The 14,126-nt window shown below is 45.0% G+C and carries 10 protein-coding genes, 2 tRNA genes and 1 pseudogene; 1 reads left to right on the top strand and 12 read right to left on the bottom strand.

The window, feature by feature from the left end; genetic code table 11:
* Positions 1-21: 21 nt before the first annotated feature.
* The 9 genes from nusA to ftsH form a co-directional block, all read right to left on the bottom strand.
* Positions 22-1,512, bottom strand: coding sequence for a transcription termination factor NusA (gene nusA, locus D791_RS17110; RefSeq protein WP_036514245.1), 1,491 nt, complete (start codon positions 1,510-1,512; stop codon positions 22-24).
* 38 nt (positions 1,513-1,550) lie between these two features.
* The gene (gene rimP, locus D791_RS17105; RefSeq protein WP_036514242.1) at positions 1,551-2,006 is read right to left on the bottom strand and encodes a ribosome maturation factor RimP; all 456 of its coding nucleotides are present in this window, start codon (positions 2,004-2,006) and stop codon (positions 1,551-1,553) included.
* 339 nt (positions 2,007-2,345) lie between these two features.
* Positions 2,346-2,422: transfer RNA gene (locus D791_RS17100), tRNA-Met, on the bottom strand.
* 15 nt (positions 2,423-2,437) lie between these two features.
* Positions 2,438-2,523, bottom strand: a tRNA-Leu gene (locus D791_RS17095).
* Between the two features lie 13 nt (positions 2,524-2,536).
* Positions 2,537-2,902, bottom strand: coding sequence for a preprotein translocase subunit SecG (gene secG, locus D791_RS17090; RefSeq protein ID WP_223116361.1), 366 nt, complete (start codon positions 2,900-2,902; stop codon positions 2,537-2,539).
* Positions 2,903-2,906: 4 nt separating this feature from the next.
* Complete coding sequence (gene tpiA, locus D791_RS17085) at positions 2,907-3,689, bottom strand: triose-phosphate isomerase (RefSeq protein ID WP_036514237.1); 783 nt, start codon at positions 3,687-3,689, stop codon at positions 2,907-2,909.
* Between the two features lie 47 nt (positions 3,690-3,736).
* A complete protein-coding gene (gene glmM / locus D791_RS17080; protein WP_036514234.1) occupies positions 3,737-5,086 on the bottom strand; it encodes a phosphoglucosamine mutase in 1,350 nt (449 codons plus the stop codon).
* Position 5,087: 1 nt separating this feature from the next.
* Positions 5,088-5,945: a dihydropteroate synthase gene (gene folP, locus D791_RS17075; RefSeq protein ID WP_036514231.1), complete on the bottom strand. Its 858-nt coding sequence runs from the start codon at positions 5,943-5,945 to the stop codon at positions 5,088-5,090.
* A 106-nt stretch (positions 5,946-6,051) separates the two neighbouring features.
* Positions 6,052-8,079 (bottom strand): ATP-dependent zinc metalloprotease FtsH, encoded by a 2,028-nt coding sequence (ftsH, locus tag D791_RS17070; protein WP_081763941.1) that lies wholly within the window; start codon positions 8,077-8,079, stop codon positions 6,052-6,054.
* A gap of 576 nt (positions 8,080-8,655) precedes the next feature.
* On the opposite strand from ftsH, the gene D791_RS17065 reads away from it, so the two are divergent.
* Positions 8,656-8,964, top strand: coding sequence for a YhbY family RNA-binding protein (locus D791_RS17065; RefSeq protein ID WP_036514306.1), 309 nt, complete (start codon positions 8,656-8,658; stop codon positions 8,962-8,964).
* Positions 8,965-9,022: 58 nt separating this feature from the next.
* Here the strand turns inward: D791_RS17065 and greA are convergent, their stop codons facing one another.
* The 3 genes and pseudogenes from greA to carA all read right to left on the bottom strand — a co-directional run bounded on the left by greA (position 9,023) and on the right by carA (position 13,888).
* Positions 9,023-9,502: a transcription elongation factor GreA gene (greA, locus tag D791_RS17060; protein WP_036514228.1), complete on the bottom strand. Its 480-nt coding sequence runs from the start codon at positions 9,500-9,502 to the stop codon at positions 9,023-9,025.
* Positions 9,499-12,720 (bottom strand): carbamoyl-phosphate synthase large subunit, encoded by a 3,222-nt coding sequence (carB, locus tag D791_RS17055; RefSeq protein ID WP_036514226.1) that lies wholly within the window; start codon positions 12,718-12,720, stop codon positions 9,499-9,501. The genes greA and carB overlap by 4 nt, the downstream gene beginning before the upstream one ends.
* A gap of 29 nt (positions 12,721-12,749) precedes the next feature.
* Positions 12,750-13,888: pseudogene (carA, locus tag D791_RS17050) on the bottom strand (glutamine-hydrolyzing carbamoyl-phosphate synthase small subunit).
* Between the last annotated feature and the right edge of the window lie 238 nt (positions 13,889-14,126).

The raw sequence follows: 14,126 nt of genomic DNA, 5'->3' as shown, positions 1-14,126 counted from the left end.
GTTCCTCTTCTCCGTTGATATTTACTGACTTTCGGAAAACCAAGGCGCACGAGCAGTCATGATTAACTGTGCGGCCTGCTCTTCTGTGATGCCTTCGATCTCAAGTAGATCGTCAATTGATTGCTCTGCAAGATCTTCCATCGTGATGATTCCCACAGATGCCATTTGATAGGCAAGTGTGCGTTCCATCCCCTCCATATTAAGAAGATCTTCAGCAGGTTCTGCATCACCCAACTGCTCTTCAGAAGCAATAGCTAAATTAAGCAGCGCATCTTTAGCACGCGCTCTTAAGGTTTCAACTAAGTCTTCATCAAAGCCTACAATTTGTAGCATCTCGTCGACAGGCACATAAGCAACCTCTTCTAATGAGGTAAAGCCTTCATCGACCAGAATTTGCGCAAGCTCTTCATCGGCATCTAAGTGCTGAATAAAGGTCTGAATCACATTGCCAACTTCTGACTGATGCTTTGCTTGAGCTTCCGCTTCGCTCATGACATTAAGCTTCCATTTCGTCAGCTCACTTGCCAAACGAACGTTTTGACCACTTCGACCAATCGCCATCGCCAAGGCATCTTCTGCAACGGCTACGTCCATCGAATGACTGTCTTCATCAATGATGATCGATGCAACTTCAGCAGGTGCCATGGCGTTTATAACTAATTGAGCGGGATTATCATCCCAAAGCACGATATCGACACGCTCGCCACCCAATTCATTGGAAACGGCTTGAACACGTGCGCCTCTCATGCCGACACACGCACCAACAGGATCAATGCGCCCATCGTTTGTTTTAACAGCAATCTTGGCTCTAGAACCAGGATCTCTTGCGGCCGCACGAATTTCAATAACATCTTCGGCAACTTCTGGTACCTCAATGCTGAAAAGCTGAATCAGCATCTCTGGGCTCGTCCGGCTCAATATTAGCTGCGGTCCACGACCTTCAGCACGCACCTCAGCCAAAACAGCTCTAACCCGATCACCCATTCTAAAACTTTCTCTTGGCAAAAGATTTTCGCGCGGAAGCAAAGCTTCAGCGTTATTGCCTAGATCAATAATCACATTGTCACGGGTTACCTTTTTAACCGTGCCTGCAATTAATTCCCCTTGACGATCACGGTACTGATCTACAACTTTCGCTCTTTCCGCTTCACGCACTTTTTGAACAATTACCTGCTTAGCGGTTTGAGCGGCAATACGTCCAAAGGCAACCGAATCCACTTGCTCCTCATGAATATCACCTGGCTGAAGATTCGCATTGATTTCTTCCGCCTCTTGCAACGTAAGCTCCGTACCCAAGGCTGGTACAGCAGAGTTATCAACGACCAACCAACGACGAAATGTTTCATAGTCCCCAGTTTGGCGGTCAATGACGACTCGAATGTCAGCATCTTCGTCGTAACGTTTTTTGGTTGCTGTTGCTAGTGCGACTTCAATCGCTTCAAAAATAACACCTTTCGGCACATCTTTTTCATTCGATACCGCTTCTGCAACCAGCAAAATTTCTTTATTCATTATTGTGTCTCACTTGAATCTGCAAAATCATAAATACGTCAAAATTGTGGCACTACGTTTGCTTTATCAATGATATCTAAAGGAAGTATGTATTCCTCATCATCGACAACCAGCAACACGTCTTCACCCTCAGTACCATTTAGTATACCTTTGAACTTGCGTCGCCCTTCAAAAGGAACACGGAGTCGAATTTGAACAGTATGTCCAACATAAAGTTGATAGTGCTCTAATCTATAAAGAGGTCGATCCATACCAGGCGAGGATACTTCTAAGAGATACTGCTCTTTGATTGGATCTTCAACATCTAAGACGCCACTCACTTGATGACTCACTTTTGCACAATCATCAACAGATATCCCATCAGGACTGTCTATAAATATTCGCAAAGTGCTGTTTTTACCTGCGGATTGATACTCAATACCCCAAAGTTCGAAACCTAACGAACTTACGGCTGGACCAATTAGAGTTTCCAGTTGTTTCAGTTTTGCCGACACACACTACCTCATTATGACCTTTGCCCTGAAACAAAAAATGGGTCACGCGCGGACCCATTTCTGACAGGCATTTAGCCTAAATTTGCCTACTAAAAAGCCCCACGTTGGGGGCTTTTACGTTTCATACTGCCATAATACTTAAGGCAAAAAACACGCAAACTTAAAAAACAAGATGCAGCGTTTATAGTCTCTAAATATTATGAAATGGAAAGCAGCTAACACAGTGCAAATAGTATAGCAATTGCACACTAAGCGAGCAAGTATATAAAATTAAACACTGGTTTATACCAGTACAGTTAAATCTACTTTACTCATAAACGATTAGCTTTACGCTAAAATTGGTAGCGGGGACAGGATTTGAACCTATGACCTTCGGGTTATGAGCCCGACGAGCTACCAGACTGCTCCACCCCGCATCAAAACTTTAAAAATGGTGCCGACGGCCGGACTCGAACCGGCACGAGCTAGGCTCACCACCCCCTCAAGATGGCGTGTCTACCAATTTCACCACGTCGGCTAAAACGTTACTATCAATCTGCTTGCGGCATATCGCTTGAGGGCAAATCAGCAGACCTTGGTACCTCTAACACAGGCAACTGATTTCGTTCAGCAGCAGATTCAATCACGCTTGCTGAAGGAATACCCACCTCAGTCACGTTCGCAGCCCGCTCCTTTGCGAAATACGCTAACGCAAAGCTTGTGGAAAACAAGATTGCTGCCGCTAGTGCCGTAATTTTTACCATAAAACTACCGGAACCTGTGCTCCCAAACACAGTTTGAGATGCACCACCACCAAATGATGCACCTGCTTCAGCGCCTTTGCCCTGCTGAAGCAGAACTAAAGCGATAATCGCTGCAGCCAGCAGTACATGCACGATAAGAACCAGTGTTTCAATCATTTTAATCACTCACCACGAGATCTGCAGAAGATCTACATATCTCTAAGAATTCATCAGCTTTTAGAGATGCACCACCAACCAATCCACCATCTATATCTTTCATTTTAAAAAGATCTGATGCATTGGTAGCATTTACACTTCCACCGTAGAGTATACGGACTTTTTCAGCTATACCCTGACCATATTTAGAAGAAAACAGACTACGTATGTAGCTATGCACTTCTTGAGCTTGTTCAGGCGTCGCCGTTAACCCAGTTCCAATAGCCCAGACTGGCTCATACGCTACAACAAGTTTACTTGCGTCTTGCTCAGTCAGACCCTCAAGCACTGACAGCACTTGATCGGATATAACACATTCAACCTTACCACTTTCGCGCTGATCTAATGTCTCACCAACACAGAAAAGAGGAGTTACACCATAGTGAAGAGCATGCTTAATTTTATCAAGCACATTTGCATCAGTTTCATATTGATTTGCTCTACGTTCAGAGTGACCAACAATAACAAACTGCGCACCAAACTCTTTAACCATACGAGCATTAACTTCACCCGTATGAGCACCATCACCTTGATGCAACGATATATTTTGCGCACCAAACATAACAGAGCTATTCTTGAGCAACTCACCAACCTGACTCAGGTAAACATTGGGCGGGCATAATACAACATCAACGGAATCTGTCAATAGCTTATCAGCACCTTTCAGAATTGCGTTAATTAGCAATTCGTTTGACACCAAAGAACCATTCATTTTCCAGTTACCAGCCACTATTGCTTTACGCATGAGTTGCTCCCTTTTCAAATGAGGCGCAAATATTAACGGAGTTTCTGTTAGATTTCAAGCCTACGCGTATAAGTTTCAACACTTTCGGCCAACTCTGTCGCTATACGTGTCACCTGATCAAAATCAACACCCTCTACCATGACTCGAAGAAGCGGCTCAGTACCAGACGGTCTCAGTAAAACACGCCCAGCATTGTTAAGGATTTGTTCTGCTTTCTCCACCTCATGACGAATAGCTGGCATTTCTAGAGGATTAATACCTTTAGGCAGTGGAACATTTATCATCACTTGAGGAAGCTTAGTCATTTGAGACTTCAAGTCAGATAATGTTTTACCCATCTCATTCATGGCCTTTAAAACCTGGAGGGCTGCAACAATTCCATCTCCCGTTGTACTTAAATGACGGCATACTATATGACCCGAGCCCTCCCCCCCAAGAAGCCAACCTTTTTGTGACAACAGCTCCAGCACATACCGATCACCTACATTTGCACGTAAAAACGGAATGTCCAAGTCGGAAAATGCTTTTTGCAAACCAAAATTTGACATCAGCGTCCCGACAACTCCACCCGCCAGTTCACCATTCCGATGCATCATCATGGCAATGATAAACAGTATTTCATCACCATCAACTACAGCACCCGTGTGATCAACAAGAATCAGCCTATCGCCATCTCCATCCAGAGCAACACCAATATCGGCTGACTCACTCACAACCGCTTTACGCAGACGAGCCACATCTGTAGCACCGCACTCTTTATTGATGTTCAATCCATCCGGTGAAGATGCTATTTCAATCACCTGAGCACCCAGCTCACTAAAAACAGAGGGGGCGACATGGTAGGTTGCACCATTCGCACAATCTAAGACGATCTTCATCCCTTTTAAGCTCAGAGCACCATTAATCGTCCCTTTGCAATACTCTATATAACGACCTGCCGCATCATCTATACGCTTTGCTTTACCCAGCATATCTGAAGACACCGTCGTCATTGCTAAATCCATTTGCGCTTCAATTGCCAACTCTACTGAATCAGGAAGCTTAGTCCCCTTAGAGGAAAAAAACTTAATTCCATTATCTTGATAAGCATTGTGAGATGCACTAATGACAATTCCAGCATCCGCTCGGAATGTTTTAGCGAGATACGCAATAGCCGGAGTGGGCATAGGCCCTGTCAACAAAACATCGACACCTGCCGCTGATAAACCCGCCTCCAATGCAGACTCAAACATATAGCCCGATATTCGCGTATCCTTGCCGATAACAATTTTGCTACGACCTTCACGCGCAAACACACAACCTGCCGCCCAACCTAACTTCAAAACAAAATCGGGTGTAATAGGAAAGGTACCAACAGCCCCCCGGATTCCATCCGTTCCGAAATATTTACGTACCAAACTACACCTCCCAGGCTTCACGTCTAACCGCTTTCATTAACTTTAGAGCATCAACAGTTTCGGCCACATCATGAACACGCACAATACAAGCACCTTTTTGAACAGCAAGAATAGCGGAGCAAAGACTCCCCCCTAATCGCTGCTGAGGTTCTTTTCCGGTTATCGCACCCACCATTGATTTTCTTGAAGTACCACTCAACACAGGATAACCCAGCTCACAAATCTCATCTAAACGATTTAAGAGCTGTAAATTATGCGCCAAACTTTTCCCAAAACCAAAACCTGGATCGAGAATAATCTGATCTTTCGCCACCCCGGCCTCTTCACAACGGCGGGCATATTTAAGCAAAGAATGCGAAACATCATCCATAACATTCTGATACTCAGGTTTTTCTTGCATCGTAGCCGGCGCACCTTGCATATGCATCAGGCAAACAGGTAGCTTTGCTTTAACAACAGCCTCAAGCGCCCCCTCTACACGCAACGCTCTCACATCATTAATCAAACCTGCGCCAAGCGAAGCAGCGACCGACATCACCACTGGCTGACTGGTATCAACTGAAACGACCACATCAAACTCAGACACTAAACGCTCAACAACTGGAGCAATTCTATCCAACTCCTGCTGGACGCTCACCTCGGCAGCACCCGGTCGAGTCGACTCACCACCCACATCGAGTATCTGAGCACCATTCATCACCATTTCTCTGGCCTGCCTTAGCACTGCATCCAAAGAAAGACAGTCATCCCGATAGTAACGACCACCATCAGAGAAGGAGTCGGGAGTAACATTCAATATTCCCATCACCTTAGGCTCGTCTAGAGCAAGCCTCTTAGTTCCACATTGGATTGATTTCATCTTGATGCCTTAGCCACTCACTCACAACGTATTGGCAATACACAAAACTAATTTATAAATAAAAAGCTGGCCTAAGCCAGCTTTTTATTTGTTTAGAAGCCAATTTCTATTTTGAACCAGGCTTTCCTGTCCAAGGATCTACAGGCCCTGCTGACTCACCTGCCCCCTGAGACTCTTGATCTTCATTGGAATCAGAAGACTCAGTCAAGTCATGATCATCAGAATCAGACTCTTTTTCGTCTGCTTGTACAGAAGAATCAGGTTCAACTGCAGAAGGCTTAGATGGCTCTGAATTGGATCGCTCAGTTGCCTCATCCCAACCCTCTGGCGCGGTGACTGGCTCTCTTGCCATCAACTCATCTAACTGCTTCGAGCCTATCGTTTCATATTTGATGAGCGCTTGCGTCATCGTCTCAAGAATGTCACGGTTATCTGTGAGGATTTGATAGGCTTTTGCATAACAAGTGTCAATAATCTTTTTAACTTCGGCGTCAATTCTACGCTGAGTTTCTTCTGACTTAGCCTTGGCTCCACCACCCATGCCACGACCAAAAGGATCATCATCCTCTTCAGCATACAGCAAAGGACCGAGCTCCTCACTTAAGCCCCATTTCGTCACCATGTTACGAGCCAAGGTTGTTGCACGCTGAATGTCATTCGAAGCCCCCGTCGTAACACCTTCTTTTCCTAGAGTCATTTCCTCTGCTATACGGCCACCATAGAGTGAACATATTTGAGAAATAATGCCTTGTCTACTAAAGCTGTAACGGTCTTCTGCAGGAAGAAACATCGTGACACCCAATGCTCGACCACGCGGAATAATTGACACTTTATATACAGGATCATGTTCAGGCATCAAGCGGCCCACAATAGCATGACCTGATTCATGATAAGCCGTATTCAACCGTTCTTTGTATGACATCACCATGGATTTACGCTCAGCGCCCATCATGATTTTGTCTTTGGCTTTCTCAAACTGCTCCATTCCGACAATACGCTTGCCTTCTCTTGCAGCAAACAGTGCCGCTTCGTTAACAAGGTTAGCTAAGTCTGCACCCGAGAAGCCTGGTGTACCACGTGCAATCAAATCCGAGCGTACATCATCACCCAGAGGTACTTTGCGCATATGAACTTTGAGAATCTGATCACGACCACGAATATCAGGCAGGCCGACGTGCACTTGACGGTCAAAGCGACCTGGACGCAATAACGCTGGATCCAGTACATCAGGGCGGTTCGTTGCAGCAATAACAATTATTCCTTCTGTTCCTTCGAATCCATCCATTTCAACCAATAATTGGTTTAGCGTTTGTTCACGCTCATCGTTACCACCACCTAAACCTACGCCGCGACTACGACCAACGGCATCAATCTCATCGATAAAGATGATACAAGGTGCATGTTTCTTTGCTTGATCGAACATATCACGAACGCGAGATGCACCGACACCGACAAACATTTCAACAAAGTCAGAGCCTGAGATACTGAAGAAAGGAACCTTTGCTTCTCCAGCTATCGCTTTTGCCAACAAGGTTTTACCGGTACCAGGAGAACCGGACATCAAAACACCTCGTGGAATATGTCCACCTAAACGCTGGAACTTCCCAGGATCTCGAAGATAGTCAACAAGTTCAGCAACTTCTTCTTTTGCCTCTTCAACACCTGCGACATCATCAAAGGTTGTTTTAATTTGGTCTTCACTCATCATTCTAGCTTTGGATTTGCCGAACGACATTGGACCGCCTCGGCCACCGCCGCCGCCTTGCATTTGACGCATGAAGAACATAAAAATTGCAATAATAATCAGGATTGGGAAGGCCGCTACCAAGAGCTGAGACCAAATACTTTGACCCTCAGGCTGTTTACCTTCAATAGCAACATTATTGGCTAACAGGTCGTCAATTAGCTTTGGATCCTGCACGGCTGGTCTAATGGTGACAAAGCTTTCACCCGTTGGCCTTTGCCCAGTGATTGTAAAACCATCAATCACGACTTTAGAGACTCTTCCTGACTGAACCTCAGTTACAAACTCTGAGTAACTCAGCGTCCGGGCATCAGGCTCTGTACTGAAATTATTAAAGACGGTCAGAAGAACCGCTGCTATGACGAGCCACAGCACTAAGTTTTTTGCCATATCGTTCAAAGGTCCACCCTCAGTTTATCTTTTTAATGACCATAAAGTCATCATAACACAGGTCATTCGATCTACCTGATATTTTCCTATGACTAATTGATCAATCGAGTTGATAAATTAATCTAATTGAGCGCTGCGTCTGCCTTAACTCTCGTACATTATCGTTATTAACTGATTCCTTTACGAAGATAATACGGAGTAGGATCAGAAAAACAACACAAGCAAAGCACTCCTTACCTCACCCCACGCTGTAACGAACCCACTACCAACGCACACCTGCCAGCCTAACTATATGAGGGATTAATTTTAAATTACAACCCCCCTTATAAAAGGACCCAGCAAAGCCACCTATACCATGGATACGTTGATTGAATTCGTTTGCAATCAGTACTTAGATACTCATATTCCGTAAACGTTCCAGTCCTAGCAGGTCAAATACACAGAACCAATAACTCGGAAAGGGCTAACTTTAAAGCTTCACGACTACTCACTCATCAGTGAGTATTGTAGAATGCTACTCTGACAATTATTAGGCATAGAATGCCTCAACCCGAATTACGAGATAAACATTTTAGTATGAGCTTAACGCCTGAGCAAAAAAAACATTTTCGCACGATTGGACATCAACTTAATCCGATTGTCATGGTCGCGGGCAATGGCTTGTCCGAAAACATCCAATTAGAGGTTGACCGAGCGTTAGAGGATCACGAACTCATTAAAGTGCGCTTCTCAGTTGGAGATCGCCAACTTAAAAAGCAGCTTATTCAAGAGCTTTGCGAGATTGTCGAAGCGACATTAGTGCAAGAGATTGGCAACTTAGCCTTGTTGTACAGAAAATCAAGCGCACCTAACCCAAAACTGTCGAACTTAATACGTTCAGTATAAGCTCGCTGAATCACTTATAATTGCCACCCCAAATGAAAATGGGGTGGCTACAAACGTTTTAGACCGTGTGCGTCACACGTGTAATTTCATACTCTGTCATTCCCGCTGGGGTGTTGACAGCCGTCACATCGCCTTCCTCTTTCCCAATTAAGGCTCTTGCAATGGGTGAGTTCACGGATATTTTCTGTTTCTTAATATCCGCCTCATCATCTCCAACAATCTGATAAGACACTTCTTCATCAGTATCGAGGTTAACAAGGCTCACTGTTACACCAAAGATCACTTTTCCAGTGTGAGGTATTTTAGAAACATCAATAACCTGCGCCAAAGAGAGCTTATATTCTAACTCCCTTATACGCCCTTCGATGAAACCTTGCTGCTCACGAGCGGCATGATACTCAGCATTTTCCTTCAGGTCACCATGTGCACGCGCTTCAGCAATATCCGCAATTACTTTTGGACGATCTTTGGTTTTAAGCTGCTCAAGCTCTGCTCTCAAAGCAGCCTCTCCGGCCACCGTCATCGGAACACGACTCATGAAAACACTCCTGCATGCAAATCTTGTAAGCGACGAACAACCTTTTCCTCACCAAACTTCAAGCCTTCAGTTACAGCAGCCGCTCCCGCAAGAGTCGTTGTATAAGGCACTTTGTGCTGAATCGCTGCACGACGGATAGCCGCTGAATCCGCGATTGCCTTACGACCTTCTGTTGTATTAATGACATAGGCGATATCACCATTTTTCATTAAATCAACGATATTTGGACGACCTTCCATGACTTTGTTAACACGCTCAACCTGTAAACCTGCCTTTTCAAGCAAAGTGGCAGTCCCCGACGTCGCGATCAACTTGAAACCTAATCCAACAAGATCTTGCGCTACAGGAACAACAGCTTCTTTATCTACATCACGAACGGAGATAAAGGCTTTACCCTTAACAGGCATTTTCTCACCTGCACCTATTTGAGCCTTCATGAAAGCTTCACCGAAGCTAGCACCCACCCCCATGACTTCACCCGTGGATTTCATCTCTGGGCCTAAGATAGGGTCAACGCCTGGAAATTTATTGAACGGGAAAACAGCTTCTTTAACACTGAAGAATTTAGGAACAATTTCCTCAGTAAAACCAAGCTCAGGTAAGGTTTTACCCGTCATTACCAATGCCGCCACTTTCGCAAGCGAAACACCTATACACTTGGACACAAAAGGAACTGTTCTTGATGCACGTGGGTTCACTTCAATGACGTAAATTTCACCATTTTGATAAGCCAACTGCACGTTCATTAAGCCGATAACACCGAGTTCTAAGGCCATCTTACGGACCATATCTCTCATGGCATCCTGCACATCTGCCGCTAAGCTGTACGGCGGCAATGAGCAAGCAGAATCACCTGAGTGAACACCTGCTTGCTCGATATGCTGCATAATCGCACCAATAACGACGGTACTACCATCACAAACGGCATCTATGTCAACTTCAACCGCTGCATTTAAGAAGTGATCAAGCAGCACAGGCGCATCGTTTGAGACTTTAACTGCATTTTGCATATACTGGCGCAGCTCAGACTCTTTATAGACAATTTCCATTGCTCTACCACCTAGCACATACGATGGACGAACAACTAACGGATACCCTATTTTCTCAGCCTCGATCACGGCCTGTTCTAAACTGCGTACGGTCGCATTTTCAGGCTGTTTTAAGCCCAAACGCTTTAGCATTTGCTGGAACAGTTCACGATCTTCTGCGCGATCAATTGCCTCTGGCGGTGTTCCAATAATGGGCACTCCCGCCTGTTCGAGGGCAACCGCCAGCTTCAAAGGTGTTTGCCCACCGTACTGAACGATAACGCCTTTCGGTTTTTCAACTGCAACAATTTCAAGTACATCTTCTAATGTAATTGGCTCGAAGTACAAACGATCAGATGTATCGTAATCCGTTGAAACCGTCTCTGGATTACAGTTGACCATAATTGTTTCATAACCGTCTTCACGCGCAGCTAATGCAGCATGAACACAGCAATAATCAAACTCAATACCTTGACCTATACGGTTAGGACCACCACCAATGACCATGATTTTTTCACGATCAGAAGGAGCGGCTTCGCACTCTTCATCATAGGTTGAATACATGTAGGCCGTATCGGTTGCAAACTCAGCTGCACAGGTATCCACTCGCTTAAAGACTGGACGGATATTGAACGAATGACGCTGTTTTCTAAATTGCTTTTCAGTAACCCCTAAGAGTTTCGCTAAACGCGCATCTGAAAAACCTTTACGTTTAAGTCGATAAATATCATTTTTGCTTAGGTCTGTTAAGGTGCTTTGAGCGACCTTTGCTTCATCCTTAATGAGATCCTCAATTTGAACCAAGAACCAAGGATCCACACCTGAGAGCTTATAGATTTCATCAACACTCATGCCTAAACGGAACGCATCACCTATATACCAAATTCGCTCACTGCCGGGCTGCTGCAACTCTCTAACAAGATCGCTTTTAGCATCCTCTGCATTCAAATCAATAATAGGATCAAAACCTGTTGCGCCTACTTCCAACCCACGCAGCGCTTTTTGCAGAGACTCTTGCTGGTTTCGACCTATCGCCATTACTTCGCCAACAGATTTCATTTGCGTGGTTAAGCGGTCATTGGCTTGTGGGAACTTTTCAAACGTAAAACGCGGTATCTTAGTAACCACATAGTCAATTGAGGGCTCGAATGAAGCTGGGGTACGTCCACCCGTGATTTCATTTTGCAACTCATCCAGCGTATAGCCTACAGCTAGTTTTGCCGCAACCTTGGCAATCGGGAAGCCTGTTGCTTTTGAGGCCAGCGCTGAAGAACGAGAGACCCTAGGATTCATCTCGATGATCACCATCCGACCAGTGGTTGGACAAATACCAAACTGAACGTTAGAACCACCCGTTTCGACGCCAATTTCACGTAAAACGGCAACCGATGCATCACGCATCAATTGATACTCTTTGTCAGTCAATGTTTGAGCCGGTGCAACGGTGATACTATCACCTGTGTGAACACCCATAGCGTCAAAGTTTTCAATTGAACAGATAATAATACAGTTGTCATTCTTGTCACGAACAACTTCCATTTCATACTCTTTCCAACCAATCAATGACTCATCGATTAGCAACTCTGAGGTCGGCGACAAATCAAGGCCACGCTCACAGATTTCGATAAACTCTTCACGATTATAGGCGATACCACCACCTGATCCACCCATTGTGAATGAAGGACGAATAATGGCTGGAAAACCGATAGAATCAAGAACTTGCAGTGCTTCTTCCATACTATGTGCAATGGCCGAGCGAGGACATTCCAAGCCAATACTGCGCATGGCTTTATCAAAACGCTCCCGATCTTCGGCTTTATCTATAGCGTCCTGCGTAGCACCAATCATTTCGACGCCGTACTGAGCCAAAACCCCTTCACGATCTAAATCAAGCGCGCAGTTAAGGGCTGTTTGCCCGCCCATTGTCGGAAGCAAGGCATCAGGACGTTCTTTCTCTATGATCTTGGCAACTGTTTTCCAATTGATGGGCTCGATGTATGTCGCATCAGCCATTGCCGGATCAGTCATGATGGTTGCAGGGTTAGAGTTCACAAGAATAACGCGATAACCCTCTTCTCTCAGTGCTTTACAAGCCTGGGCACCGGAATAGTCAAACTCACATGCCTGACCTATAACAATAGGGCCTGCTCCAAGGATAAGAATACTCTGTATATCTGTACGTTTTGGCATCTGTAGTAACCAGTTGTCTTAGATTCTGTTTAGGCTTGTTTATGCGCACGCATAAGATCAATAAAATGATCAAATAAGGGTGCAACATCGCGTGGCCCTGGGCTCGCCTCTGGGTGCCCTTGAAAACTGAAAGCTGGACAGTCGGTACGGGCAATACCTTGCAATGAGCCATCGAAAAGCGACTTGTGTGTTGCTACAAGTGTGCTCGGCAGATCGCTTTCTGACACAGCAAAGCCATGGTTTTGACTGGTGATCATGACTTTGTTCGTCGACATATCTTGAACAGGATGATTTGCACCATGGTGGCCAAACTTCATTTTCTCTGTTTTTGCGCCTGACGCCAACGCTAAAAGCTGATGACCTAAGCATATGCCAAATACAGGGCGTTTTGTTTCAAGAATTTGAGCTATGGCTTCAATTGCATAGGTACAGGGTGCTGGATCACCAGGACCATTTGACAGAAATACACCGTCAGGATTAAGGGCCAAAACATCTTTTGCAGGCGTTTGGGCAGGAACAACCGTCAATTTACACCCGCGCTCGCCAACATTCTTAAAATATTATGCTTAACGCCGTAGTCGTAGGCAACAACATGAAACTCATGCTCTCGATCATCGTGCGATACATGACCAACACCAAGCTTCCACTCACCAGAGGTCCATTCATAGGAATGATCCACTGTCACTTCTTTTGCCAAGTCCATTCCCTTTAAACCCGGAAATGCCTTAGCTTTTTCGACAGCTATTGACTCGTCGACAATGTCACCAGCCATAATACAGCCATTTAATGAGCCTTTTTCACGTAGTAAGCGAGTCAAACGACGTGTATCGATATCGGCAATAGCGATAACACCTTTTTCAGAAAGGTACGTATCCAACGCCATTTCACTGCGAAAGTTACTTGCCATTAAAGGCAAGTCCCGGATGACAAGACCTGATACCCAAATATGATTGGACTCCTGATCTTCAGAGTTGATACCCGTATTACCAATATGAGGATAGGTGAGCGTCACAATTTGACGGCAATATGAAGGGTCAGTCAATATTTCTTGATAACCCGTCATCGAGGTATTAAACACAACCTCCCCGGTCGTCTCCCCGTTGGCGCCAATCGCGATCCCCCTGAAAATACTTCCGTCCTCAAGAGCAAGAATGGCTGGTCGCGTCAATGGAACCTCCCCGCATGTGCGCTGAAAAAATAATCAAAGTGTGAAGTATAGCTGTAAAAAAGCGAGACAAAACCAGAGGCCCGCCTCGCTATTTAGAATTTTGTATTTTGCCAAAACCTGTTGGCAAACCGGCTGTATTCTAGTCGAGATAGTGAAAATAGTCCAACGCTCTTTTAGCTATTGCTTTCAGCAGGTTGAAATCACCATTAAAATTCATTTATTTAAGTGTTTTAAAAAA

Origin of the sequence: Nitrincola nitratireducens (assembly GCF_000585235.1) — a bacterium.
GTDB classification, from domain to species: domain Bacteria; phylum Pseudomonadota; class Gammaproteobacteria; order Pseudomonadales; family Balneatricaceae; genus Nitrincola; species Nitrincola alkalisediminis.
The sequence above is the reverse complement of the archived record's forward strand: the minus strand, read 5'-3'. Positions and strand labels throughout refer to the sequence as shown.